This is a genomic window from Variovorax sp. GW821-FHT06D12 (assembly GCF_059419205.1).
Genome location: NZ_JBWKRI010000001.1, coordinates 110,603 through 136,077, shown reverse-complemented (window position 1 = coordinate 136,077; position 25,475 = coordinate 110,603). Strand labels below are relative to the sequence as shown.

General features: G+C 68.2%; 24 protein-coding genes. 3 read left to right on the top strand and 21 right to left on the bottom strand.

Annotated elements, in window-relative coordinates:
• Positions 1 to 110: 110 nt before the first annotated feature.
• Entirely contained in the window at positions 111 to 1,058 is a 948-nt protein-coding gene (locus AC07SQ_RS00660; RefSeq protein ID WP_062480056.1) for an adenylate/guanylate cyclase domain-containing protein, read from the bottom strand.
• Positions 1,059 to 1,389: 331 nt separating this feature from the next.
• Here AC07SQ_RS00660 and AC07SQ_RS00655 point away from each other — a divergent pair, with 331 nt between their 5' ends.
• Positions 1,390 to 1,725 (top strand): hypothetical protein, encoded by a 336-nt coding sequence (locus tag AC07SQ_RS00655; protein WP_062480058.1) that lies wholly within the window; start codon positions 1,390 to 1,392, stop codon positions 1,723 to 1,725.
• Between the two features lie 52 nt (positions 1,726 to 1,777).
• Here the strand turns inward: AC07SQ_RS00655 and AC07SQ_RS00650 are convergent, their stop codons facing one another.
• From AC07SQ_RS00650 to AC07SQ_RS00615, 8 genes are all read right to left on the bottom strand, one after another.
• On the bottom strand, positions 1,778 to 2,755 hold the full coding sequence (locus AC07SQ_RS00650) for an LD-carboxypeptidase (RefSeq protein ID WP_495271368.1): 978 nt from the start codon (positions 2,753 to 2,755) through the stop codon (positions 1,778 to 1,780).
• Entirely contained in the window at positions 2,752 to 3,867 is a 1,116-nt protein-coding gene (gene tadA, locus AC07SQ_RS00645; protein ID WP_495271369.1) for a tRNA adenosine(34) deaminase TadA, read from the bottom strand. Before tadA ends, AC07SQ_RS00650 begins: the two co-directional genes overlap by 4 nt.
• Positions 3,857 to 4,075 carry a hypothetical protein gene (locus AC07SQ_RS00640; RefSeq protein WP_493192396.1) on the bottom strand — a complete coding sequence of 73 codons (219 nt, stop codon included), beginning with the start codon at positions 4,073 to 4,075 and terminating at the stop codon, positions 3,857 to 3,859. The genes tadA and AC07SQ_RS00640 overlap by 11 nt, the downstream gene beginning before the upstream one ends.
• 7 nt (positions 4,076 to 4,082) lie before the next feature.
• On the bottom strand, positions 4,083 to 4,718 hold the full coding sequence (locus tag AC07SQ_RS00635) for an FMN-binding negative transcriptional regulator (RefSeq protein ID WP_495271370.1): 636 nt from the start codon (positions 4,716 to 4,718) through the stop codon (positions 4,083 to 4,085).
• A gap of 63 nt (positions 4,719 to 4,781) precedes the next feature.
• Entirely contained in the window at positions 4,782 to 5,480 is a 699-nt protein-coding gene (locus tag AC07SQ_RS00630; protein WP_070060562.1) for an ankyrin repeat domain-containing protein, read from the bottom strand.
• On the bottom strand, positions 5,480 to 5,980 hold the full coding sequence (locus AC07SQ_RS00625) for a GlcG/HbpS family heme-binding protein (RefSeq protein ID WP_056581174.1): 501 nt from the start codon (positions 5,978 to 5,980) through the stop codon (positions 5,480 to 5,482). The genes AC07SQ_RS00630 and AC07SQ_RS00625 overlap by 1 nt, the downstream gene beginning before the upstream one ends.
• A gap of 116 nt (positions 5,981 to 6,096) precedes the next feature.
• Entirely contained in the window at positions 6,097 to 6,750 is a 654-nt protein-coding gene (locus tag AC07SQ_RS00620; protein WP_492683769.1) for a response regulator transcription factor, read from the bottom strand.
• On the bottom strand, positions 6,747 to 8,225 hold the full coding sequence (locus AC07SQ_RS00615; RefSeq protein ID WP_495271371.1) for a sensor histidine kinase: 1,479 nt from the start codon (positions 8,223 to 8,225) through the stop codon (positions 6,747 to 6,749). The genes AC07SQ_RS00620 and AC07SQ_RS00615 overlap by 4 nt, the downstream gene beginning before the upstream one ends.
• 61 nt (positions 8,226 to 8,286) lie before the next feature.
• Here AC07SQ_RS00615 and AC07SQ_RS00610 point away from each other — a divergent pair, with 61 nt between their 5' ends.
• Complete coding sequence (locus tag AC07SQ_RS00610) at positions 8,287 to 9,351, top strand: DUF72 domain-containing protein (RefSeq protein WP_495271372.1); 1,065 nt, start codon at positions 8,287 to 8,289, stop codon at positions 9,349 to 9,351.
• 10 nt (positions 9,352 to 9,361) lie between these two features.
• On the top strand, positions 9,362 to 9,871 hold the full coding sequence (locus AC07SQ_RS00605) for a GNAT family N-acetyltransferase (RefSeq protein ID WP_495271373.1): 510 nt from the start codon (positions 9,362 to 9,364) through the stop codon (positions 9,869 to 9,871).
• Here the strand turns inward: AC07SQ_RS00605 and AC07SQ_RS00600 are convergent.
• The 12 genes from AC07SQ_RS00600 to tssM form a co-directional block, all read right to left on the bottom strand.
• Positions 9,868 to 10,383, bottom strand: a complete 516-nt coding sequence (locus AC07SQ_RS00600) for a GNAT family N-acetyltransferase (protein WP_495271374.1) — start codon at positions 10,381 to 10,383, stop codon at positions 9,868 to 9,870. The two genes, AC07SQ_RS00605 and AC07SQ_RS00600, sit on opposite strands and share 4 nt — an antisense overlap.
• 22 nt (positions 10,384 to 10,405) lie before the next feature.
• Positions 10,406 to 10,840 (bottom strand): DUF3574 domain-containing protein, encoded by a 435-nt coding sequence (locus tag AC07SQ_RS00595; protein ID WP_495271375.1) that lies wholly within the window; start codon positions 10,838 to 10,840, stop codon positions 10,406 to 10,408.
• 20 nt (positions 10,841 to 10,860) lie between these two features.
• Positions 10,861 to 12,300, bottom strand: a complete 1,440-nt coding sequence (gene sbcB / locus AC07SQ_RS00590; protein WP_095745215.1) for an exodeoxyribonuclease I — start codon at positions 12,298 to 12,300, stop codon at positions 10,861 to 10,863.
• A complete protein-coding gene (gene cls, locus AC07SQ_RS00585; RefSeq protein ID WP_159271897.1) occupies positions 12,301 to 13,749 on the bottom strand; it encodes a cardiolipin synthase in 1,449 nt (482 codons plus the stop codon).
• Positions 13,750 to 13,849: 100 nt separating this feature from the next.
• Positions 13,850 to 16,171, bottom strand: coding sequence for an ATP-dependent Clp protease ATP-binding subunit ClpA (gene clpA, locus AC07SQ_RS00580; RefSeq protein WP_062471453.1), 2,322 nt, complete (start codon positions 16,169 to 16,171; stop codon positions 13,850 to 13,852).
• A 67-nt stretch (positions 16,172 to 16,238) separates the two neighbouring features.
• Positions 16,239 to 16,598 carry an ATP-dependent Clp protease adapter ClpS gene (gene clpS, locus AC07SQ_RS00575; protein ID WP_062471456.1) on the bottom strand — a complete coding sequence of 120 codons (360 nt, stop codon included), beginning with the start codon at positions 16,596 to 16,598 and terminating at the stop codon, positions 16,239 to 16,241.
• Between the two features lie 140 nt (positions 16,599 to 16,738).
• Positions 16,739 to 17,320 carry a hypothetical protein gene (locus AC07SQ_RS00570; RefSeq protein WP_495271376.1) on the bottom strand — a complete coding sequence of 194 codons (582 nt, stop codon included), beginning with the start codon at positions 17,318 to 17,320 and terminating at the stop codon, positions 16,739 to 16,741.
• Positions 17,317 to 18,360, bottom strand: a complete 1,044-nt coding sequence (locus tag AC07SQ_RS00565; protein ID WP_495271377.1) for a type VI secretion system protein TssA — start codon at positions 18,358 to 18,360, stop codon at positions 17,317 to 17,319. Before AC07SQ_RS00565 ends, AC07SQ_RS00570 begins: the two co-directional genes overlap by 4 nt.
• Positions 18,361 to 18,385: 25 nt before the next feature.
• The gene (gene tssG / locus AC07SQ_RS00560; protein ID WP_495271378.1) at positions 18,386 to 19,543 is read right to left on the bottom strand and encodes a type VI secretion system baseplate subunit TssG; all 1,158 of its coding nucleotides are present in this window, start codon (positions 19,541 to 19,543) and stop codon (positions 18,386 to 18,388) included.
• Positions 19,540 to 20,649, bottom strand: coding sequence for a TagK domain-containing protein (locus tag AC07SQ_RS00555; protein ID WP_495271379.1), 1,110 nt, complete (start codon positions 20,647 to 20,649; stop codon positions 19,540 to 19,542). The genes tssG and AC07SQ_RS00555 overlap by 4 nt, the downstream gene beginning before the upstream one ends.
• On the bottom strand, positions 20,646 to 21,377 hold the full coding sequence (tagF, locus tag AC07SQ_RS00550) for a type VI secretion system-associated protein TagF (RefSeq protein ID WP_495271380.1): 732 nt from the start codon (positions 21,375 to 21,377) through the stop codon (positions 20,646 to 20,648). The genes AC07SQ_RS00555 and tagF overlap by 4 nt, the downstream gene beginning before the upstream one ends.
• An 18-nt stretch (positions 21,378 to 21,395) precedes the next feature.
• Positions 21,396 to 25,463, bottom strand: a complete 4,068-nt coding sequence (gene tssM / locus AC07SQ_RS00545; RefSeq protein WP_495271381.1) for a type VI secretion system membrane subunit TssM — start codon at positions 25,461 to 25,463, stop codon at positions 21,396 to 21,398.
• Positions 25,464 to 25,475 lie beyond the last annotated feature (12 nt).

Below are 25,475 nucleotides of genomic sequence, written 5' to 3'. Positions count from 1 at the left end.
CCTGGCGCGAACGGCGCCGGCGTGCTCCTGCAACGCCACATGTCCCTGCGTGGTGCACCTCGAAGCGCACCAGCTGGTTGCCAAACGTGAACGGGATTCCCAGTCGGCCTTCAGTTCACGATGGCCCGGCGCGACAGCATCACGTCGTCGCCCGTCGTGTTGAAGGCGATGGTCGGCGCGCTGAAGTCGCTCAGCGGCGCGCCCAGGCCAATCTCGCCGCGGCCATGCAGCACGCACTCGTCGCGCCGCAACGCGATCTCGTGGCTCGGCCCGCCGTTGCCATGGAAGCGCACCCAGGTGCCGTAGGTGCTGACGTCGATCAGCACGCAACTGCCCTGCCGCTCCTCGATGCGCGCATGCAGCCGCGACACGCGCGGGTCGTTGACCACGAACTGCGCGTCGCCCACGCGGCCCAGGTGAATGGGCAGCTGGTCGATGCGGAACATGGAGCGCACGTCGAGCCATGCGAGTTCGATGCGGCCGAAGGTGGAATCGGGCAGCCGCGCCGGCAGCAGCGCGGCCGGCACGGTGAGGAAGCTGGTCAGGTCTTCCTGCCAGTCGATGCGGTGGACGATCGACATCTCGGTGCGCCCGCGGATGCTGATGGGCCCGAGGTCGCGGTGCTGCACCGCGCCTTCGTGCAGTTGCTGGATCACCGCCTCGGTGACCCAGATCTGGCCGGGGCCGGCCAGGTCGCTCAGTCGCGAGGCCAGGTTGACGGCGTCGCCGAAGCAGTCGCCCTCCACCTCGACCACGTCGCCGCTGGCCACGCCGATCTGCAGCGCCATGCGCAGCGGCACGGGCCAGCCGGCCAGGCGCTTCTGGTGGTAGCGCTGCAACTCGATGACCGCGTGCGTGGCGGCAGCGCCGCTGGTGAAGATGGCGAACACGCCGTCGCCGAGCGATTTCACGACCCGGCCGCCGTGGGCCTCGCACACACGCCCGATCCATTGGGTCAGCCGCGTCACGGTCTCGGTGGCACGTGCATTCCCCATGGCCTCGAAGACCCTGGTACTTCCGGTCAAGTCCGCGAAAACGACTGTGGAATTGACACCCATACTGTTTTTTCTTGGCGGCAAGCGCTGGTTATGTTGCTCTGGACCTTTCGCCGCTCCTGCGAGAAGTTTCCCCGACATGCGCCTTCACATGCAAGGAACGATCCGCAGAAGCTTCTTGTTGACGCTGCATCGACTGGGCCAGCTTGGCGCATCGTGCAGATGAATGCCAAAGTTTTTTAATACTTTTGCGCTCAAAATTCAAATGACAACAAAAGAGACCGCTAAAGCTTGTTGTTTGCAAACAAGAAACGGTGTTTCACATCTTGTGTCCCGGCGAACTGAGGCTTAAGGTAGCGACCGTCTCAGCTCCCGGCAATACGCTTTTCGTGACATGCTGCTCTTTCGCCGCCTTTTTCAGCTCCTGAACGTACCCGGCCTGGGCTCGCGGCAGGTTGCGGAAAGTCAGCTCGGGCGCATCCGCACGGCGATGCTGTCGGTGCTCCAGGGCCGCGGTGGCCAATCGATCCAGCGTGTCAGCCAACGCGTGCGCTTTGCGGTCGATGTCGAGACCCTCTGGTACCTGCGCCAGGACGTGATGGTCGCGCTGAGCGCCATCGACGGCGAATCGGCCGCGCGGCGCCAGATGAAAGAAATCAACAGCATGTTCAAGGGCGGCCTGCCCGGCTCGATGGGCCCGCGCGTCCATCAGCGTTTCACCAACCAGTGATGTCCTGATCGGCCGGCAACGCAGCGGCACCGGTGGCCGCCTGCGTGCTGGCTCAATGGTCGTGGCCGTGATGGTCGTGACCGTGGTGATCATGGTCATGGTGGCCGTGCCGATGGCCCCACACCAGGAACACGTCGCGCCCCTCGGCGGCCAGCGCCACCTTCGCACCCACCGGCAGCAGCACCTTGGTCTGCACATGCCCGAACGGCAAGCCGGCAATCACCTGCACCTTCTTCAGGCTTGAACGCAGCCGGTCGATCACCGTGTTCATGCCGAAGCCGCGGTCGTAGCCGGCGATGTTGCGCACGCCCGTGAACTGGCCGAACACGACGGCCTTCTGGCGCGCCAGCACGCCCGCGAGCTTCAGCTGGTCGAGCATGCGTTCGATGCGGTACGGGTGTTCGTTGGTGTCCTCGATGAAGAGCACGCCCTTGTCGACCACCGGGAAGTACGGCGTGCCCAGCAGGCTGGTCAGCACGCAGAGGTTGCCGCCCCAGAGCACGGCGTCTTCGACCGGCTTGACCTTGAGTTCGGCGTCGCGCGCTGGCATGCGCCAGCCGGTGCCCTCTCCCTGCCCGCTCAACAGGTCGTCGAAGCAGGCTTCCATGATGTCATCGGCACCACCTTCGGCGCCGAAGTCTTCGCCGACCGCGGGGCCCGACCAGGTGACGGCACCGTTCTTGGCCAGCAGTGCGTTCTGCAGGGCCGTGAAGTCGCTGCAGCCGACGAACTCGGTGCCCTTGTCGATGGCCTTGGCCAGCGCCTTGTACGGCAGCGCGTCGAGGATGCGCGTGAGGCCGTAGCCGCCGCGTGCGATCAGCGCCACGTCGGCGCCGCTGGCGGCCGCGCGCGAGATGGCGGCGAGCCGGGTGGCGTCGTCGCCAGCGAAACGCTGGTGCGCCAAGAGCGTGGCTTCATCGACTTCGACTTCATGGCCCAGGGCCTTCAGCCGCGCCACGCCGCGCCGGAAGGCGGCCTTGTCGCGGATGGCACTGGAGGGGGAATAGATGTAGATATGTTTGGACGTCACGTCGTCGAGTATCCCATTGCGTCCCGGATCTGCCGGGCCAGGGTGGCGGCCTGCGCGCTGTCCGGCCCGCCCGATGCGGCACGCGGACCGAGCGCGCGCAGCGCGGCCTCGTAGCCACGGTCGGGGAACGGCGCGCGCCAGGCGTCCTTGGCGCGCACGCCGCTGTCGGGTGCGGCAAGCGTTGCGGTGAAGCGGCCCGGCGCCGACGTTTGCAGCAGCGCGGCCAGTTCATCGCCCGCCTCGCTGTGCACCAGCGCGAGCGGTTCGGGATGCACCTGGTCGAGCCACGCCAGCAGCACGTCGCGGTGCCATTCGAGCCGGTGCGTGGCTTCGCGCTTGGGCTTGTCGCTCTTGCCGAAGCCGATCAGGTCGGGCACCAGCGTGCGCAGGCCGGGCGTGCCGACGAGGTGGCGGAAGAAGTAGCCCCACTCGCCCGGGCCATGCAGGCACAGGCAATCGGCCACGCGGCCATCGCTGCCGGCCGGGCCGGTCTCGTCGATCCAGTGCAGGCGCCAGCCCTGCAGGACCGGCAGGTCCTGCGCGTGATGCGGCGCGAATTCGAAATCGATGAGCGGGGCAAAGCGTTCAGCAGGCGTGCGCAAGGCGTCGTCGCGCAGCGGCTCGGCCTGCGCGCGCGCGACACTGCGGCGCTGCTGGAAGAAGCGCTGCAGCAACGCACTGCAGTCGTCGGCCAGCACGCCGCCCTGCACGCGCGTGTGATGGTTCAGCTTCGGCTCGGCGAAGAGATCGAGCACCGAGCCCGCGGCGCCGGTCTTGGGGTCGGCGGCGCCGAACACCACGCGCGCCAACCGCGAATGCAGCATCGCGCCCGCGCACATCGCGCAGGGCTCGAGCGTGACGAAGAGCTCGCAGCCGTCGAGCCGGTAGTTGCCGAGTGCGGCGGCACCGGCGCGCAGTGCGTTGATCTCGGCGTGCGCGCTCGGGTCGTGCTGCGCCACGGGCGTGTTGCGGCCGGTTGCGACGACCTGGCCGTCCTTCACCAGCACCGCGCCCACCGGCACCTCGCCCGCGTCGGCCGCACGCTGCGCTTCCTGCAGCGCGAGCGCCATCCAGTGCGCGTCCGATGTCGATGCGGCCGGCTCAGTTGTCATCGGGCATCTTGCGGGCCTGGGCCGCGGCGTCGAGGGCGTCCTTGACCTGTTGCTGGACCTGCTGCGCCTGCGTGCGTGCATCGACCGCCGCAGGAGCCGACACGCCGGGCGCTGCCGGTTGTTTGGCGATGGCGGTGCGCGACAGCTGCTGCTTCGCCAGCAGGCCGACGACCACCAGCGCGAGCACGAGGCCGATCAAACCGAACATCCGCATCTCAGCGCGCCTCCGGTGCGACGGCCATGCCGAGCCGGTCCATCCACACGGCCAGCGCCTGTTCGTCAGCCGAGCCGGCGCTGTAGACCTCGCGCATCGCCGTGTGCGATTCGGGCCGGTGCTGGTTGAGCTTGATCTTGCATTGCAGCGCCGTCACGTGCAGCTCGAAGCCCATGATGCCGGCCAGCATCTTGCGCTGGAACTCCTCGCCGAGGTCCTTCCACTGCTGGGCGTAGGCCGGCTCGTGGTCGCCGATGAGTTTCTTGAGCAGCGCGTCCTTGGCCTCGGGCGTCTCGACGAGCCGGGCTTCGACGGTGCAATGGACCGCGAGGTAGTTCCACGTCGGCACGCGCGCCAGGTCGGGATAGACCGAAGGCGACAGGTAGGCGTGCGGCCCCTGGAAGACCACGACCGCGCGCGGCCGCGCCTGCAGGTAGCGCCAGTGCGGGTTGGGCTTGGCGCAATGCCCCAGCAGCACCAGCGCATCGCCCTCGCGCTGCTCGGCCACGATGGGCAGGTGCGTGACGAAGGGCAGGCCCTCGTCGTCGTTCGAGATCAGGTTGGCAAAGGGGTGGTCGCGCATGAGGCCCAGCGCGACGGCCGGGTCCTTGGCGTTGAACTGCGGAGGCATGTACATGGGGCGGTTCCTCGTGGGGAGGTCCGATTGTCCCCGAGTCGCCCCGGCTTTCGGTGCGGCAGGCTACTTGGCGCGTGCCGCTTCGAGCTGCTTCACCATCGCGGTGTAGCCGCGCGCCTTTGCGAGCTGCAGCGGCGTGAGGCCCTGGCGGTCGGCCAGTTGCAGGTTGGCACCGCCGGCGATCAGCGCGGCCAGCGTGCGCTGGTGGCGGGCGCCGCCATCGCCGAGCACGATCGATTCGATCACCGCCGTCCAGTGCAGGTTGTTCACATGGTCCAGCGGCGCACCGGCCGCGACCAGCCGGCGCACGACCTCGTCGTGCCCCAGATGTGCGGCAGCGATCAAGGCGGTGCCGTCGTAGCGGCTGGTGACCTGCCCGGGCTTGGCGCCCAGTTGCAGCAGCAGCGTGAGTGTGGTCACGTCGTCGGCCACGGACGCGATGGTCACGGCGTCGTAGCGGTCGTCTTCGAGCAGGTCGATGTTCGCGCCCGCCTTGGCGAGCAGCGTCACGGCGTCGCGCTGACGCGCATAGGTGGCGACCTGCAGCGGCGTGCGGCCGCGCGCGTCGCGCACATCGAGGCTGGCGCCGGAGGCGATCAGGCTCTTGAGCTTGGGCAGGTCGCCGTGCCAGGCGGCGCGATGCAGGCCTTCGTAGGCCAACACTTCGGCGGCCAGCGGCGGCACCTGGGCCGCCGCGCCGGGCGCGGCGCTCCAGCCGATCGCGGCGGCGAGCACCGCCGACCAGAGACCGCGCGCCGTCATCAGAGCTGGCCCTTGACCTTCTCGAGCGCGGCGTTGGCGCACTGCTCGTCGAGGTGGCCGCCGGGCGCACCGCCCACGCCCACGGCACCGATCACTTCGTTGCCCGACTTGATCGGCACGCCGCCGCCCAGCAGCAGGAAGCCCGGCAGATACACGAGGTTGGCGGCGCCGGGGTTCTTCTGGGCGCCTTCCATCATGGCTTGCGTGGGGCTCTTGGCCGAAGCCGAGGTCCAGGCCTTGCGTTCGCTCGACGACAGCGTGTGCGGGCCGGCGTTGTCGGCGCGCTGCACGGCGCGCACGGTGCCGGCGCGGTCGACCACGGTGGCGGCCACGTTGTAGCCGTTGGCGGCGCAGGCGGCCACGGTTTCTGCGGCGATCTGGTTGGCCAGCGCGAGCGAGATGTTCTTCTCGGTGCGAACAGCGGGGGCCGGCGTCTGGGCCTGGGCGACGGAAGCAGCGAGCAGAACGGCGAGGCCGCCAACGCGGATGATCGATTGCATGTGTTGTTTCTCCAGTGATGAGAGGGTTCGTGCCGGCCTGTGCCGACCACGGTGTCACTGTAAAAAATACGGTCCGCTGCAACCATTCGTACGGCTACGCCCGGCACTCCGTAGAACTACGGAGCGCCCTCTTCTCCCGCGTCCGACGCCAGCACGGCGTAGCGCCGGATCAGCTGCGCCAGCGAGTCGCAATCGAGCTTGGCGAACAGGTTGGCGCGGTGGGTCTCGACGGTGCGCGGCGACAGCGCCAGCACGCGCGCGATCTCCTTGTTGGTGAGCCCCTGCACGATGAAGGCCAGCACCTCGCGCTCGCGCTCCGACAGCTGCGCCACCCGCTCGCGCGCGGCGTTGTCGGCCTGCGAGCGCTCGCGCGTGCGCACATGCTGGCGCACGGCCTGCTGCAGGGCTTCGAGCAGCTGCTCGTCGTCCACCGGCTTCTCCAGGAACTCGGCCGCGCCGGCCTTGAAGGCGCGGCGGCACATCTCGACCGTGCCGTGACCGGTCAGCATGATCACAGGCTGGTCGACGCCCTGCGCCACCAGCCGGTCCAGCACCGTGAGGCCGCTGATGCCGGGCATGCGCACGTCCAGCACGATGGCGCCGACGCTCGCGCGGTCGAAGCCGTCGATGAAGGCCTGCGGATCGGCCCAGCCCTGCACGCGCAGGCCGACGGTGCCGATCAGCAGCGACAGGCTGTCGCGCACGGCCTGGTCGTCGTCGATCAGGTGGATCAGGGGCGATTGCGGCTGGTCGGCGGTCAACGTGGTCATGTCGAGGGTGCCACCAGCGGCAGCAGCAAGGTGAAGCGCGCACCGCGCGGCGAGGCATTGGCGGCGCTCAGGCTGCCGCCCATGCCGCTGGCCAGCGTTTCGCTCAGGCTCAGGCCGAGGCCCAGGCCGCCTTCGCGCGTGCTGAAGAAAGGTTCGAACAGGCGCGGCAGCGCCTCGGGCGCGATGCCGCGGCCGTTGTCGGTGACGGTCAGCACACCCTCCTCGCCGTTGCGCCCGACCGAGACCACAAGGCGCCGCTCGGCCGCGGGCACGAGGTCCAGCGCCTGCATCGCGTTCATGAGCAGGTTGTGCACGATCTGCTCCAGCGCCACGGCCTCGGCCTGCACGCGCACGGGCGCCTGCGCGCTGGCGTCGAACTGGGCCGCCACGCCGTGGCGCGCGAACTCGGGCGCCAGCAGGTGCATGGCGCTGCGCACCACCTCCTGCAGCACCAGCGGCTTCACGTCGCCGCCGGCCTCGGGGCGCTCGATCACGCGGCGCAGGCGGCCGACCACGCCGGAGGCACGACGGGCCTGCTCAACGGCCTGCCCCATCGCGTCGCGCGCGGTGGCGAGGTCGGGCGGATCGTCGTCGAGCAGGCGGCGCGCGGCCTGGGCGTTGGCCAGCACGGCCGTGAGCGGCTGGTTGAGCTCATGCGCCAGCCCGGCCGACAGCTCGCCCAGCGCATTGAGGCGTGCCACCTGGCCCAGGCGCAGCAACTCCTCGGCGCGGCGCCGCGCGATGCGCTGGCGTTGTGCGGCCCACAGGCCCGCCAGCAGCAGCGCCATCGCCACCGCCCAGCCGCCGATGGTGCGCCACGGCAGCTCGGCCCAGCCGACCTGGCGCTCGGCCACCAGCTCGAAAGGCTGGCTCGGCGACGCCAGCTCCTTGCTCAGGCTGTAGCGCCAGCCATGCGCGGCCGATTGGCCGTGTTGCAGCACCAGTTGCTGGCCGTCGCGCTGCAGGACCAGTCGCACGGGACTGCGCTGCGGGTTCATCGGCCAGTCGCGCCAGGGCACCGAGCCGACGAGGTCGATCTCGAGCGCATAGCTCAGCGGCTCCGAGCCGATCACGAGCTGGTAGCGGCCATGCGCGAGGTCGAGCACGGCGAGGTCGGCGCGGCGCTCGGCGCGCGAACGGGCCTCTGCCGCGGCCAGCGCGTCGGCGTGCTCGGCATCGGGCCAGGGCTCGTCAGCCGCGCGCCGCTGCACGCGCAGGATCGACGAGTACACCGACGGCAGGCGCCGCTCGGGGTAGTCGGCGCCGGCGTTGGGCTCCAGCAAGGCGAGCGTGGCCAGCACGGCGTCGTACTGCACCACCTGCTGGCTCATGAGCCGGTGCGCGATGCGCGCGTCGGTCTCGAAATCCTGCTGGAGCCGGGTCAACTCGGCGCGCGCGAACCACACGGCGCCAGCGGCCGTGAGCACCATCCAAGCCAGCCACCAACCGCCCCGCGTACGCAACCACTGTGTCATGGCGCGGATTGTGCCCGGCGCCGACGGGCCTCCCGGCTTGGCCGAAAATGCCGACCCAGACATGGCTGACGTGCAGGACTCCCTTTTTTCCGACCTCCCCGAACTTCCGCGCCCGGCCGAAGCGGCCGAGGCGCCGCCGCCTTCGCCGAAGAAATCGCGCGGTGCCACCGTGAAGCCGGTGGCCCCCGACGCGGCGCTGGTCGCCCTCGCCGCCGAGTTGCCGCCGAAACTGCGCCTGGGCACCTCGTCGTGGAGCTACCCGGGCTGGGCCGGCCTGGTCTGGGACGGCGACTATGCCGAAACCGTGCTCTCGAAGAACGGCCTGTCGGCGCTCGCCCAGCACCCGCTGCTGCGCACCGTGAGTCTGGACCGCAACTTCTACCGCGCCCTCACGGCCAGCCAGTACGCGCGCTACGCGGCCATGGTGCCCGACGACTTCCGCTTCGTCGTGAAGGCCCCGAGCCTGGTGACCGACGCCACCGTGCGCGACGAAAGCGGCCGCGGTACGCAGGCCAACCCGGTGTTCCTGAGCCACGAGATCGCGCTGCAGGAGTTCGTGCAGCCGGCGCTCGACGGGCTGGGCCACCGCATCGGCGCGCTGGTGTTCCAGCTGAGCCCGATCCCCGCGCACCTGCTGGCCGACCAGCCCACGCTGATCGCCCGCATCGGCGCGATGCTGGCGGCGATGCCCGACCTGAAACCGACCGCGCCCGACGCCGTGCTCGCCGTCGAGGTGCGCGACCCGCAGCTGCTGTGCCCCGCCTTCGCCGACATGCTGCGCAGCGTGGGCGCGACCTTCTGCATGGGCCTGCACGCGAAGATGCCGCCCATCGAAGACCAGCTGCCGATGCTGCGCGCCCTGTGGCCCGGGCCGCTGGTGTGCCGCTGGAACCTGCACCGCCGCCACGGCCGCTTCGGTTATGAAGACGCCGAGAAGCTCTACGGCCCCTTCGACAAGGTGCTCGACCCCGACCCCGAAACCCGCGCCGCGCTGGCCAAGGTGATCGCGGGCACCACGGGCGCCGGGCAGAACGCCTTCGTCACCGTGAGCAACAACGCCGAAGGCTGCGCGCCGCTGACCATCGCCTCGCTGGCGCAGGACATCGTCGACCGGATCTCCCGCTAGGACGCCCGCCATGCCTTCGATCTCGTTCCGGCCCCTGCAATCCACGGATTTCGCGATGCTCCACGAGTGGCTGTGCCGCCCGCACGTGGCCGAATGGTGGACGCCGGTGCCGACGCTCGCCGAGGTCGAGGCCGACTTCACGCCGATGCTGGCGCACGACTCGCCCGACCGCGGCTACATCGCGCTGTACGACGGGCAGCCTTTGGGATTCATCCAGTCGTACGTCGTGATGGGTTCGGGCGACGGCTGGTGGGAAGACGAACGCGACCCGGGCGCGCGCGGCATCGACCAGTTCCTCGCGCAGGCGGACCAGTTGAATCGCGGACTCGGCAGCGCGATGGTGCGCGCCTTCACGGACCAGCTGTTCGCCGACCCGGCCGTGACGCGCATCCAGACCGATCCGTCGCCGCGCAACGCCCGCGCGATCCGCAGCTATGCCAAGGCTGGCTTCCGTGCGCTGGGCGAGGTGGTCACGCCCGACGGGCCCGCGCTGCTGATGGTGCGCGAGCGCGGCGTTTAGGCCACAGGCGGTGCGGCGCCGAGGTCGCACCACATGTGGACCTTCGACGAGAACGCGCCATCGAGCACGGTGGCCATCGGCTCGACGCCGAAGACCTGGAAGCCGCAGCGCTCGTACAGCGCCTGCGCCGGGCGGTTGCCTTCGGTCACCGTCAGCTGCACCACGCGCACGCCATTGAGCGTGCGTGCATGCGCGAGCAAGGCCCGCACGAGTTGTCGCCCGGCACCCGCGCGCCGTGCCGATTCCGCCACCACCATGCCGAACAAGCTCGCCTTGTGGCGCGTGCGCTGCCGCGATTCGCGGCCCAGCCCCGCCGCGCCGATCAGCGCGCCGGTGGCATCGAAGGCGCCGTACACCACCTCGGCAGCATCGGCGTCCGTGCGCAGGCGCGTCTCCCACCACGTCGGCGGCAGGCTGGCGCGCTCCTCGACCGTGGAAGTGAACGCCTCGGGGTGCCGCGCGTAGGCGTCGAGCATCAGCGCGCGGTAGGCCGGTGCGTCGGCGGGGACCAAGCGGCGAACGGTGGGAGCGGCTTCAGAAACGGGCACAGACGGACTGCCTTTCCTGCAACACGGCCTCTTGCGCGAAGCGCTGGCGGTAGGTGTCGATCAACGCGGTGATGGTCGCGTCGGTCTTCGCGTCGCGCGGGTGCAGCAGCACGACCAGCTTCGAGAGCTCGCGCACCACCTGCCCCGACGCACCGCGCCACTGGCCGGCGGCGTCGAGCACGGTGAAGCCTTGCGGAAAGGCCGGTGTGACGCGGGTGTCGAGAAAGTCGGCCCAGTCGGCGTCGGACACCTGACCGCCCGTGGGGATGGCGCGGCCGAAATAGAGGGTGTCGCGCTCGAAGGCTTCGAAGCCCGTTGCGCAGTGGCCGAACGGCCCTGCGGCGCAGCCTGCAAGCACCGCAGCGGCCAGCGCGCCCGCCACGCCTGCGCGAAACAGCCTGTGGCGTGCGACGTTGCTCATGCCGGCCCCTCGGTCTTGGTTCAGGCCTCGGGCGCGATCGACTCGGCGTACTCGTACAGCGCGCCCAGGATTTCCTCACCGCGCTCGTCGGCGTTCTCGGACAGCGCATCGACTTCGCTGAACAGCGCCTCGATGGTGCGCGCCCCGCCCTCGCCCTTGAACAGGCGCGCCACGCGCAGCGCTTCCCAGCGCTCGGCTTCTTCCTCGTTCAGCGACTCGGGCCAGTTGCGCGCGCGGTAGCGGAAGAGGATTTCTTCGAGCCGCCCGTCGTCGAAGGCCACGCGCTCCTTGGCGAGCCCCTCGGGCGACAGCCCGCGCAGCTGGTTCAGGCGCCGGCGGTCGCCGTTGCCGACAAAGCCGCCGTAGAGGTCTTCATCGACATCGGGCGTCGCCTCCTTCGGGCGGGAAAAAACCTGCGACCAGATCGCGCTCATGTCGGGCAGGTCGCGCGCGATGGCGGCGTGTCGCATGGCGGTGTCCATGTCGACGCCCCAGCGCTCGGCCATGGCCGGTGCCAGCGTGCGCAGGTTGCCGACCACCATCGGCGATTTGTTCAGGTGCACGCTCTTCATCGGCAGCCGCGTCATGCCTTCGGGTAGGTCGGCGGTGCGCGTGAACAGGCGCAGGCGCAGCGTCTCGGCGTCGAGGTCGCGCAGCTCGCTCGGGTCTTGCGACAGGTCCCAGGCCAGCAGCTCGTTCTTGTTGGTCGGGTGGCTGGCCAGCGGCCACATCACGGCCAGGCAGCCGCGCTCGACCGGGAACATGCCCGACACATGCAGGAAGGGCTTAGCGGTCTCGCGCATCGCGGGCAGGCCGAGTTCCATCGCCACGCGGTCCTTCTTGTGCAGGCCGAAGGCGAAGTCGAAGAGCTTGGGCTGCTTGTCGCGGATGAGCCGCGCCAGCGCGATGGTGGCGCGCACGTCGGACAGCGCATCGTGCGCCGACTCGTGCAGCAGGCCGTTGGCGCGCGCCAGGTCTTCGAGCTTGAAGCTGGGCTTGCCGTCTTCCTTCTTCGGCCACTCGATGCCGTCGGGGCGCAGCGCATACGTGAGGCGCACCACGTCGAGCAGGTCCCAACGGCCGCAGTCGTTCTGCCATTCGCGCGCATACGGGTCGATGAGGTTGCGCCAGAACAGGAAGCGCGTGACCTCGTCGTCGAAGCGGATGGTGTTGTAGCCCACGCCGATGGTGCCGGGCTGCGAGAAGGCCTGCTCGATGTGGGCCGCGAACTCGTGCTCGGGAATGCCGCGCTCCAGGCAGACCTGCGGCGTGATGCCGGTGATCAGGCAGGCCTCGGGGCTGGGCAGGTAGTCCGGCGCGGGCTTGCAATAGATCATCAGCGGCTCGCCGACCTCGTTGAGCTCGGCGTCGGTGCGGATGGCCGCGAACTGCGAGGGACGGTCGCGGCGCGGCACGGCGCCGAAGGTTTCGTAGTCGTGCCAGAGAAAGGTGTGGTTCATTCAGAGCAAGGGAGAAAACAGTCGCGCAATGGCATCGCCGAGGCGGCGCCAGAAAGTCTGCGGGCGGTGGGCGCGCACCGCGCCGGAGCTGTGCAGGTCGGTTTCGAACTGCGCCGCCAGCGGCTGGGTCAGCGCGGGCCCGTAGACCACGGCGCAGACCTCGAAGTTGAGCCGGAAGCTGCGGTTGTCGAAATTGGCGGTGCCGATCATCGCGCAATGGTCGTCGACCACCAGCGTCTTGGAATGCAGCATGCGTTCCTTGTACTCCCAGATCTTGACGCCCGCAGCGATCAGCTCGTCGAAGTACGAACGCGCGGCGGCGCTCACGATGGCCGAGTCGCTGCGGCGCGGCACGAGCAGCCGCACGTCGACGCCGCGCAGCGCCGCGCTGGTCAGCGCCATCAGCGCAGGCTCGCCCGGCACGAAGTACGGCGTGGTGAGCCAGGCCCGGCGCGTGGCCGAGTGGATGGCCTCGACGTGCATGCGGTGGATGGCCTCGAAGGCGTTGTCGGGGCCACTGGTGACGATCTGCACCGGGATGTCGCCCGCCTCCACCTGGGGCAGCAGCGCGTCCAGGACGGCGTCTGAGCGGTGCTGCTTTTCGCCGGTGGCGTAGCTCCAGTCCTCCAGGAAGGTGGTCTGCAGCCAGCGCACCGCGCTGCCTTCGATGCGCACGTGCACGTCGTGGTACGCGTCCTTGGGGTTGGTGCGCTTGTCTTCCTCGTCGGTGATGTTCACGCCGCCCGTGAAGCCCACGCGGCCGTCGCACACCACGATCTTGCGGTGGGTGCGGTAGTTGGTCACGGGGCGCAGGCGCCGGCCGATCTTGGTGTCGTGGAACAGCGCCACTTCCACGCCCGCCGCGTGCATCGGCGCCATGAACTTGCGGCCGATGCGCTTGGAGCCGAGCGCGTCGAGCAGCAGGCGCACCCGCACGCCGGACTGCGCGCGCTCGACCAGCAGGTCGCGCAAGGCGGTGCCGATCCGGTCAGGCTCGAAGATGTAGTACTCGAGGTGGACGTGGTCGCGCGCCGCGCGCACGGCCTCGAAGATCGCGTCGAAGGTGCGCGCGCCGCCCGACAGCAGCTCGACGCCCGTGGCGCTCGACACCGGCAGGCCGCAGGCGGCGGTGCCCAGCCGGGCCATCTGCTGCAGCGCCGGCGGCGCATGCTGCGAGGCGTCACGCAGCCGCGCCAGGTCGGCCTGCGCATGCGCGTTCGCGCGGTTGCGCAGGCGCTTGAGCCGCTGCTTGCGCAGCCGCTGCGGCCCCAGGAAGTAATAGACGATGAAGCCCGCGAACGGCAGCAGCGCCAGCGACAGGATCCAGCTCATGGTGGACACCGGCGCGCGCTTTTGCATCACGATCCAGATCGACAGCACGGCGATGTAGCCGCTCCACGCCAGGGAGAGGCCAGTTTTCCATTCGTGGCTGAGTTCGGGGAGGATCAAGGCAAAAGCGGGTGAAGGCGGGGTGTTTTCGGCCGGCCCAAAGAAAAAGGCCAGCAGCGAATGCTACCGGCCTTTGACTTCGTTCCTCAGAGAGGCGGGATCAGCCCGTGGCGGCTTCCTCAGCTTCGGGCTTCGACTTGCCTTCCTTCTTCGGGATCGGCTGGATGTCGAGCAGCACTTCGTCCTTCTCGTCGAGGTCGACTTCGAGGCGACCGCCGTCGGTCAGGCGACCGAACAGCAGCTCGTCGGCCAGTGCACGACGGATCGTGTCCTGGATCAGGCGCTGCATCGGACGTGCGCCCATCAGCGGATCGAAGCCCTTCTTCGCCAGGTGCTTGCGCAGCTTGTCGGTGAAGGTGACCTCGACCTTCTTCTCGCTGAGCTGGGTTTCCAGTTGCAGCAGGAATTTGTCGACCACGCGCAGGATGACCTGTTCGTCGAGCGCCTTGAAATTGACGATGGCGTCCAGACGGTTGCGGAACTCCGGCGTGAACAGGCGCTTGATGTCGCCCATTTCGTCGCCGGCCTGCCGCGCGTTCGTGAAGCCGATGGTCGCCTTGTTCATGGTCTCGGCACCCGCGTTCGTCGTCATGATGATGATGACGTTGCGGAAGTCGGCCTTGCGCCCGTTGTTGTCCGTCAGCGTGCCGTGGTCCATGACCTGCAGCAGCACGTTGAAGATGTCCGGGTGCGCCTTCTCGATTTCGTCGAGCAGCAGCACCGCGTGCGGCTTCTTCGTGACAGCCTCGGTCAGCAGACCGCCCTGGTCGAAACCGACGTAGCCCGGAGGCGCGCCGATCAGGCGGCTCACCGCGTGACGCTCCATGTACTCCGACATGTCGAAGCGGATCAGCTCGATGCCCATGATGTAGGCCAGCTGCTTCGCCGCTTCGGTCTTGCCGACGCCCGTGGGGCCGGAGAACAGGAACGAGCCGATCGGCTTGTCGCCCTTGCCCAGGCCCGAACGCGCCATCTTGACCGCGGAGGCCAGCACTTCGAGTGCCTTGTCCTGGCCGAACACCACGCTCTTGAGATCGCGCTCGATCGTCTGCAGCTTGCTGCGGTCGTCGTTGCTGACGTTGGCCGGGGGAATGCGCGCGATCTTCGCGACGATTTCCTCGACCTCGGTCTTGCTGATGGTCTTCTTGCGCTTGCTCGGCGGCAGGATGCGCTGGGCGGCGCCGGCTTCGTCGATGACGTCGATCGCCTTGTCGGGCAGGTGACGGTCATTGATGTACTTGGCGCTGAGCTCGGCCGCAGCCTGCAGGGCCGCCACGGCGTACTTCACGCCATGGTGTTCCTCGAAACGCGACTTCAGGCCCTTGAGGATGTCGACGGTTTCCTGCACCGACGGCTCGACCACGTCGACCTTCTGGAAACGACGCGACAGGGCCGCGTCCTTCTCGAAGATGCCGCGGTATTCCGTGAAGGTGGTGGCGCCGATGCACTTGAGCTGGCCGCTGGAGAGCGCCGGCTTGAGCAGGTTCGACGCGTCGAGCGTGCCGCCCGAGGCTGCGCCCGCACCGATCAGGGTGTGGATTTCGTCGATGAACAGGATGGCGTTCGGCTTGTCCTTGAGCGACTTGAGCACGCCCTTCAGGCGCTGTTCGAAGTCACCGCGGTACTTGGTGCCGGCCAGCAGCGCGCCCATGTCGAGCGAATAGACCTGCGCCTCGGCGAGGATCTCGGGCACGTCGCCCTGGGTGATGCGCCATGCCAGGCCTTCCGCGATCGCGGTCTTGCCCACGCCGGCCTCGCCCACGAGCAGCGGGTTGTTCTTGCGCCGGCGGCACAGGATCTGGATGACGCGCTCCACCTCGTACTCGCGGCCGATCAGCGGATCGATCTTGCCGTCCTTGGCGAGCTGGTTGAGGTTTTGCGTGAACTGCTCGAGCGGCGAGGCCTTCTCGTTGCGTTCGCCGCCGCCCTCTTCGCCCTCGCCCTGAGGCGCTTCGCCGCTGCCCTTGACGGCTTCCGGTGGATCGCTCTTCTTGATGCCGTGGGCAATGAAATTGACCACGTCCAAGCGGGTGACGCCCTGCTGGTGCAGGTAGTACACGGCGTGCGAATCCTTCTCGCCGAAGATCGCGACCAGCACGTTGGCGCCGGTGACTTCCTTCTTGCCGTTGCCGGTGGACTGCACGTGCATGATGGCGCGCTGGATCACGCGCTGGAAACCCAGGGTGGGCTGGGTGTCGACATCATCGGTACCCGCCACTTGGGGCGTGTTGTCCTTGATGAAGTTGGTGAGCGACGCCCGCAGGTCGTCGACGTTCGCCGAGCAGGCGCGCAGAACTTCCGCGGCGCTCGGGTTGTCCAGCAAAGCGAGCAGCAGATGTTCCACGGTGATGAACTCGTGGCGTTGCTGCCGGGCCTCGACGAAGGCCATGTGCAAGCTGACTTCCAGTTCCTGGGCAATCATGTGATTTCCTTTTGCCTTGCTGTAAATAAGTTCTCAGATGGGTTGGAGCGCGTGCAATTCAACTGGTTCACGCGACCGGTTCGCTGACACATTGCAGCGGGTGCCCTGCCTGCTGCGCGGCCTCCATCACCTGATTGACCTTGGTGGCCGCCATGTCGCGGGAATAAACCCCACAGACACCCCGGCCATCGAGGTGGATCTTGAGCATGATCTGGGTCGCCGTCTCTCGGTCCTTGCTGAAGTATTCCTGCAGGATGACGATCACGAACTCCATCGGCGTGTAGTCGTCGTTCAGCATGACGACCTGGTACATCTGGGGCGGCGCCGTTTTTTGCGGGCGGCGCTCCAGAACGACCGAATCTCCGTCGTCGCCCGCCGGTTTCTGCGCCGGTGGGGTGCTGGGAGTTTTGGGAATTCTCGTTGCCATGAAAAAGATTCTATAGAGCGTGCAAGCACCGTGCCGACGCCAACAGACTTGGTGACGCCTATTCGACAAATCAAGAGGCATGCGTCGTGTACGACAGCACGAAGACAGACGTAAAAAAACCGGCAGGTTGCCGGTCTTTTTTACAGATTGCGCAGAACGGGACCTTTGGGCGCCGGCAATTTCCGGCCCGGCACCCGGGTCGGAACCGGCAGATCGGGCGGCAAGGCGTCGATTTCTTCGTCGGTGAGTTCGCGCTCGGGGGCCGATTCTGCCTCCGGGTCAACAGCGGTGGGCAGGGCGAGCGGGACCGGCGAGTTCTGCGGCTCCGAATCCTCGTGAAAGGCGGGGCCTGGTTGCGATCGCGGCCGCTGTGTGGGGAACGGTGCAACGGGCGGCGCAACCGGCCCTCCTCTTCTGCCCGTCAAGGTGGGGAGCGCTGGCGACAGCGCCTGCCATTCAGCCAGCCGCCGCGCATCCTGCTCAGCCTGCCACCGCGCCAGTGCCAAGCGTTGCGCTTTCTGATGTGCGGTCTGCTGTTGCCCGAGCAGCGCCAATTCGGCGCGGATCGCCAGCCGCATCTGTTCGCGCTCCGAATCCGAGGCACGGCGCTGCGCGTCGAGTTGCCTGCCGAGCCTGTGCGAGAACACCCAGAGGCCAAGCAAGGCGCCAGCGGCGCCGACCGCGAAGCAGATGACAAGAAAGTTGGCCTGGATCAGCGTCACAGCGAAGCCTCCTCGTCGGCATCCCATTTGCGCAGCAGATCAAGTGGAATGGCATCGGCCACCTGGGAAAACCGCAGGCCGGTCATGCGTTCGGCCTGCTTGAGCAACACGGCGACAGGACTGCTTGGTTCGTGGTTCTCGAACCATCGGCGGGCCTTGCGAATGTCACGCAGGATGTCGTCGCGTGTCGCCAGGCCCTCACCGGCTGGCGTGCTTGCCGGCCACGACGGGAGTGGGTCAGGCCTTGCTGCGGCCGCGACAGGCGGCGCCGATGACCCGGTTCGCTGGAACGGGGCCAGCAACCGCACCAGCGGATGCAGTGGAGGCGCGTCCGGCCCCAGGTGCTGGCCAGCCCAGGCGACGATCTGCGCCGCCGCCTCGGCCGCTTGCGCCAACAGGCGCAGCGGCGCCTGGTCGTCGCCCGACGCCGCGGCCGCGAGGTCTGCCAGCTGCTGCGCCATGGCCTCCGGACTGGCTGCGTCCGGCGCTCGGGGCATCGTAAAGGCGCGCTCGACTTCACGCACCGTCAGGTGCCGCGCGGCATTGGCTGCAATGACGACTTCTCGCACGTCGCTCAACAGGCCCTCCGGATCGGCCAGCGCAGCGAGCGCATTGGCGCGCACGGCCGGGTCGCGCTCGCCTTCGATCACCAACTGGGGGTGCACCGCTTCGGGCCAGGTCCGCAGCGCCTCGACCAGCAGCACCAACGACTGCGCAAGCCCTGCCGCCTGCGCCAGACGGGTGCGTGCTCGGCACAGCCAGACAAAGAGATTGATGTCCCGCGTCCGCAACAGCAGCCGACGGCAGTCCCGTTCGATCTCGGCCCAGTTCGGGGCGTCGGGTGCTCCGACGAACTGCCCGTACTGCGCATCGCCACGCGGGGACATGCGCGCCAGCAGGACGGCGTATTCGGCGTCGTATTCCAGGCTGGGGCCGCAAGGCGCCGCCGCGCTGAAGGGGGACAGCCGGTCGCCCGCCTCACTGCGGGCGCGCGTGGCGTAGGCGGTGGGCTCGGCGTCGGTGTGGATGGGGGCAGTCATGGAGCAGGTTCTCCCAATGAAAGATTCAGCGCGCCGCGGCCGCTTGGCCGTGATGGCGCGAGCCGATGTACGCCTCGGGCTCGAACACCATGCCGACGGTGTAGCCGGGCGTCGAACGCGGCGCATCGACGGCAGGCCGCCCGTCTTCCGCGCTGCCGGAACCGCCGAGCCAGGTAGACCACCCGAGCTTTTCGGCATCGTCGAGCCGTGCCGGCGGGGTGCTGTCGTTGCGCACACGCAGTTCCACCTCCCAGACGAATTCGTAGCCGACAAAGCCGCGCACCCATTCGACGAGCAAGCCCAGGTCTTGCCCCTGAGGGGTGAAACGCAGGTACTGCTCTAGGCTCAGCGGGCCGAGCACGAGCCGGAACTTGTTCTGCCGGTCGGCCACGACCTCCCCCGCCATGGCCCCGACGCCCATGATGCTGGAGGTCCGCGCGCGTCCCAGGTGGCTCTGGTCCTCGGGATCGATCCGGATCCAGTGGCGCACGAACTCCTGCAGCTGCACGGGCACGGCGAAAAAGTGCGCCAGCGTGGCGGCCAGCCCGTCGGGATTGCGGGCTTCGCGGGCCAGGTGGGTCGAGGCCGCCAACCGGGCGTGCGCGGGCAGCACCGAATCGCGGATCTCGAGCGGGTCGTGCCCCGTCAGGCGTGCGATGTAGCGGCTGAACGCCTCGTCCTCCGAACGGTCGAGCCCGGCAGCGGCCTGTCCTTGCGACCACGCCCGGTACATGTGCGTCAGGTAGCGGTGATGGAAGAGGTCGAGAAAGTCCGCCAGGGTGCTGTCGTTGTGGTTTTCCGTGCGGTCCCGCACCAGTTCGGTGTAGTGCAGCGGCAACGGGCCGTTGGGGCCCAGGAGCCCGAGGCCGTACAGGCGCACGACCGGCAGCGTCGGGTTGTTGCCGGACCGCGTCGAGGACGCCCCCGGCACCCGGCGCTCCGACTCGCCGGGCAGCACCACGCTGGCGATTTCGCGCGGCGCGAAGGTCAAGGCCGCCGCCTGCCCCAGCCGGAACGGCTCATGCTGAGGGCGCCTGGCCAAGCCGACGGGGGGATGCTGCAGGTGGGACGCGCCGAAGCGCCTCAACAGGGACAGGAAGCCGAACCTCCACGGCGCACGCCGCAGTCGTCCCAGCATGTCTTGAAGCGTCCCGCCGGGGGCAGCCTCCGGGGATTTCGTCATGACTTCCCCTCGCCTTCGTCGGTGTCCGCTCGATGCTGCGATGTCGCCCCCAAGTGAAGATGGCTGTCAGGCGACAGGTCATGGTGCTCTTGCCGTGTCAGGCTGGGCAATGGCGCACGGCTGTCGCGCGCCAGTTCCGGGGCGAACAGGCCCAGCACGTCCTCGGGCACCTCCTGGTCGAGCAAGCCTGATCTCACGAGCGGCTCGAAGTCTTCGATGATCCGGTCGATGCCCTCGCGCGGCAGCAGGATGTCGCGCAGCAACGGGTACGGCTCGGCTTGCCGACGCAAGTCATCGAGCGTGGGCGCGGCTTCGTTGCCCGATGCCAGCAGGCCCTCCCAGTCGACACGCCCCGAGAGTTGAGCGGGATCGCGCACCACACGGACAAACTCCTCGTGCAGTTCGTCGAGCAGGCAGGCCGGGCGGCCATCGCCACGGGCCGGCGGGCTTGCCGGACGCACGGCAGGTCGTGCTTGCGCAGCAACGGGGGCATCACCGAGCAGCCCCGCCAGGACATCCGCGACGGGCGACGGTTGCGCCCCCGCGATGTCGAGAACGCCGAACGGGTTCGCCAGCACATCCACGTGTTCGTCGCGCCCGCCGCCCTCCGGAGGGTCGTTGAAGGCCAATACACGCAGGTCAAAGGGCGGCGCGTCGGACGTGGGCGTGTGCGACGCCGCGCCTCGCTCGACATCGGCGGACCCGCGCCGACCAGGCGTCTGCGTGCCCGGCTGCCTCACGTCGGCCGGGGCGCCTTGCTCGACCGTGAAACGCAACAGTCCGAGTTCCAGCGCGTCCCCCGGCGCGACCGGCACGCTCGCTCCTGCGGGCACGCGCTCGCCCCGGCACACGCACATCAGCGTGTGGCTGCTGTTCGTCAAACGCCATTCCCCCGCACTATCGCTCCATGCGATGCGGCACAGATTGGCCGCGCGCCATTGCGCTTCGCTCTGACGCTCCCCACACAGCTGGAGCGCATCAGCCATGCCGGCGCCGGAGGGAGGGATCGACAAGGCGCCACGCCGTGGCTCCCCGTTGCTGTGCGTGAGCTGCAGGCGCAAAGGGGTCTTTTCGGGGTCGCCCTCCCTTGTCTCCATGCGGATCATGGTGCATCCCCCCACAGCTTCTGCAGCCGGTTGGCCGCTCCGATGAAGCGCCCTTGCGCGTCCTGCTGCCAGAACGCCATTTCCGCCCGGGGTCCCTGCAGCCGGTTCGGCCAGTCGGCCCATGGCAGGAAGCGAACGCCTTGCAGCGCCGCGGCGGGATCGTTCGGCTGCGCGGGCCCCGTCCCACGTTCGAGCAATGCCTGCATCTGCCGGCGCCGATGCGCGCGGTTGCTCTCGTCCTTCAATGCCGCACGCCCGTTCTGCGACTGTTGCGCGCGCCACAGCGCCCGCACCGTGCGCTCCAGCACGCGCAGATCGGCCGCCCCCTGGGCACAGGCATGACGGGCCACGGCACGCGCAAGCCAGAACTGCCAATCCAGGGGCTCCTGCACCTGAGCGCCGAAGTGCGCCTGCGTCCAGCGTGGATGCGCCAGTTGGTAGACAAGCAAGGGGTGGTGCCGACCCACCTTGTCAACGGACGGCGCGATCACGCCCAGCACGAAGCGCCGCCGCGCGAACGCCAGCGTTCCTGGCGGAAGCACGAAGGCGACGGGAATCGCCATGGCACGTGCCGTGGCGTCAGCCCCGGCATGGCGGCACTGCTGGGCCAGCCAGGGCATCCACGCGTCCGGTTCCCCGTGGCGGACGCCGCTGCGAACGAAATCCGCATGCCCGGGAAGTTTTCCCCAGATGGCAGGCGGGGTGACGTGCCACGCGGCACGCAGCATGCTCCACATCCGCATGGGTCAGGCTGCGCGTCCAGGGCAACGAAAGCCCTTGAGCACATCGCTACCGAGGGGATTCGGCTGGCTGCCCGAACTGACATCGATCAACGCCCTGCGGCCGTCGAACGCATATTCCACGCTCAATCGCCCCGGCGTGGCCGTGCTCACGATGCGCCCTTTCTCCAAGAGCCGAAACAAGGCCCACGGCCCATGAGCCAGGAAGGTCGAGGTCGGGTTCGAAATGCGGGGATTGGCCGTGATCTCCGCCATCGCCCCGCCGCGGGGCCCCGGCCAGTTAACAGCAAAGGCCTGCACCGGGCCATGAACGTAGCGCTGCCCTTGCCCGTCGATGTCGATGACCAGTTCGGTGATGCTGGGCTCGAGCTCAAGCACACGCAGATCGATTTTCCAGGCCAGCTTCTTGCCGCCCGCGTCGCGGAAGAACAGGTCGCGAATCTGCTGTGCGCGGTAGAAGGCATCGAGACTCGGACCACTCTGGGCCAGCAGCTTGAGCAATTCACCGAGCAGGGTCGGGCCGGAAGTGGCCGGCTTCAGCCCGGCGCCGTTGCCTGCCGCAGCGTCGATGCCGACCATGGCATTGGCCACATTCGGATCCTTGTAACGCCACGGCCGCACGCTCATGTCCACATAGGGTGCGAGGTGCTTGTTGAAGAACTCATCCGCCGCACCGCCTGCAGCGAACACCAACGAAAAGTCTTCGATGGACGCGTCCTGCGTCACGGCGGCCAGCGGGTATCGCCCTTCCACGCCGCGCTTGCAGGGCTCGCTGACCTGCATCGCCATCAACCCCATGATGCGGTCGAGCTGCAGTTGAGCCTGGCTGCGCAGGATGCCGGTGGAGCCGAGCATCACCTTGTCGCCACCGCTGGCGGCCAGCGCCGTCAGCACCTCACGAAAGGGCGCCGGCAATTTGCCGGCCTCCAGCTTCAAACGGGCGCCGACCTCGGCACCTCCGGGAGGCAGGCTTCCGGCTGTGAGCGCCGTGTCTGCCACGACCAGCAAGGTGTAGAACTCGTTCAGCAGGCCAGAGATGTTTTCGAGCCCCGGCTTGCCCGCAGCGGCACCGGCGCTGGTCACGCCAATGTCGGCCTGCCCCGTGACGACCTCGCGCAGCGCGGCGAAGCGGTTGTCGACGATCTGCTTTTCAAGCCGCTCCTCGGCCCGGATGCCGAGGTTCCTGCCGATGGCATTGGTCTGCTTGTTCAGTTCGTCGGTGGCCTTGTCGAGGAAGCCTTTTTCCTCCTGCGTGCGAACCACCAGCGGGCGCGACAAGGTGGTCTCGCGGGCCGCCGCTCGCGCCAACCGGGCCAGCGGAGAGTCAGGGGCGGCAAGCTGCCGCAGCACGCTCAGATCGAAGCCCAGGCTCGTTCCCGTGGTGTCGCTGCCGCTCACGGTTCGGATCGATTCGAGAAAAGACTCCCAATGCTGGGCGTACTCCGCCAAATACTGGCGCCGGATGTCATCGAGCAGCGGATCATTGCGCAGCTTGCGGGCCGCTTCATCGAGCAGCGCCGGTGTCTTCATTTGCGTGGCCAAGGTCGCGCCGCCCTGCGCGCCGCGCCCCATGACCCATGCATCGTCGTCGAGGGCCCGCACCACGAATTCCGGCAAGCGCTTGTTGAAGACCTCGTGGTAGCCGTCATAGGTGAACAGGCCCGCCACCCCTTTTTCCAGAGGCAATCCGCCTGCGCGGGAAAACACGGTCCCGGCTTGGGGTCCGACCGCGCGCACCAGCGTGAACTCCTGGGGCGCCTCGGACAGCATGGCGGCCTTGGCGCGTTCATAGACGCGCTGACTCGAGGTATTGCTGTCCAGGAAGTTTTGCACCGAGCGCACCAGCGCCTCGTTGGGCAGCGATGCGGACTGCACCGGTCGGGCACCGGAGAACAGTGCCGTGACATGCCCCACCATCGATGCCCGGCCGCCAAAGGCGGCAGCGCTGTCAGCCCTCTCCCAGTCTTTCAGCACCCAGTTGCGCACATCCTGCGCCCCGCCCTGCATGTAGCGTTCCTTGTCGTGCAGCAGCTTGTAGACGCGCAAGACCTCGTACGCCGTCTTGGCATCGCCGTCATTCATGCTCTGCTTCAGTACGCTCTCCATCCGCTGCAGGACGGAGGGAAGCAGGGTGTGATCCTGCAGCTGGGCGTAGGTGTCGCTGGCCGCCTCCAGCACCGGAGGCACCGTGTAGAGGCCGTAGAGAAAACTGCCGGGCGGGTTGTCGATGTCGAGGCCCGAATAGCCCGGCAACTCACGCGCCCCGCTGAGCACGTCCGGGACCCCTGCGGGCTTGAAATCGGCGAACAGCTGGCGCACCTGCACGGTGAGCGCTTCGGCGCGCTGGCCGACGGCGCTCAGGTACTGGCGGTTGTTGCCGAAGCTCAGGGCCAGCGCGCCGGCAAGCCACAGGAAGATCACCACGGCCAGCGCATGCCCGGTGAGACGCAGCAACCGGAAGCGGAACTCCCAGCGCAGATTGGGGCGCACCAGATGCGCCTCGGGAATGATCACCTTGGTCAGCAGGTCCTGCAGAAAGAACCCTTGCTGTCCCCGCATGGGCGAGGCCATTCTTCCCGGTGGCTTGACCCCCTCTTCGTTGCCGGCCGCAGATGCGCCGCCCGCCCCCAGGCCCAGACTGCGCTGCAGACGCTGAAACAGCGTGCCGGCATCGGCAGGCATTTCCAGGTCGGCCTGGGCGCCACTCGTGAAATAGACACCACGCAGCGTGTCGTGCAGCTGGGTTCCGTCGAAACGCGACGCCAGGAACATCTCGTCGAGCATCGGCACCAGGAGCGCCGACATGCCGGCCAGTTCCTGGGGCAACGCGAACAGGCGCTTCCTGCGGTCGACGTCGAATTCCTCGTTCAACCGGGCGCGCAAACCCGCCGCCAGGCGGTCCTTGAGCAACGCCAGCTCCGCCTCGATCTGGGCGCGCAGCGGCTCGCGGTCGCGCACCGCCGCGCGCGAGCTCTGGATGCCGTGGAACGGCAGCGTGAAGCCCCAGGTCTGGGTGCGGCCTTCACTGGTGAGGGATTGGAAGTACTCGCTGAAGCCCCGCAGCAGATCGATCTTCGTCACGATCACGTAGACCGGGAAGCGGATGCCGAGCTCCTGGCGCAGATCAGCCAACCGGTCTCGCACCATGCTTGCATGCTCTGCGCGTTCCATCTCGGACATCGTGAGCAGCTCGGCCGCATTGAGCGCGACGATGACGCCGTTGAGCGGCGCGCGCGCGCGGTGCTTGCGCAGCAGCCCCAGAAATCCCCGCCACTCAATGGGGTCCGAGACCGGGTTGCTTTCCTGCGTGGTGTAGCGGCCGGCCGTGTCGATCAACACGGCCTCGTTCGAGAACCACCAGTCGCTGTTCAGCGTGCCGCCTTCCGACCTGAGCACCATGCTTCTGGACGCGTGCCCCATCTGGCGCGCCAAAGGAAACTGCAGTCCGGCGTTCAGGAGCGCCGTCGTCTTGCCTGCGCCCGGACTGCCGACGATCATGTACCACGGCAGTTCGTAGAGGTAGCGCTTGCCCTCCAGGATCCGGCGAAGCCCGCCGCGCCCACGCAAGCCCTTCAGCTGGACCAGGGCGCGGGTGACCGTGGCGGTGACTGTCTTGAGCTCCTCTTTCGCGCTGTCGTCCTTGTCGGCATCCTGGCCAAAACGCAGGAACTTCGCGAGCAGATCGTCGTTGTTGCGCAAGGCCTGCCAGAGACGGTAGAGCCAGTACACCGCGTACATCACAAGAATGGCGCAGATGACCATGGTGCGCACCCAGAGCGGCGCCAATGGCTTCGCTGCCCCGATGGCCAGCAGAGGCCCTGCATGCCATACAAGCAGGCAGAGCGCTGCCACGCCCAACAGGCTGTAGGGGCCCGACACCATCCAGAGGAGACCGAGCACGAGCAGCATGACGATGAAGGTCACGCGCACCCCGACCGAGGCGAAGGGGCGAAGCCCATCCACCGCGAGCAGCGGACCGATGAACCAGATCGCGAGGGCCAGCAGCACCATCGCGAGGAAGGCCAGCATCTGTCGGGAAAACAGGAAGGCCAGGAACTGTTTGAGATATTGCATGAGTGATGGATT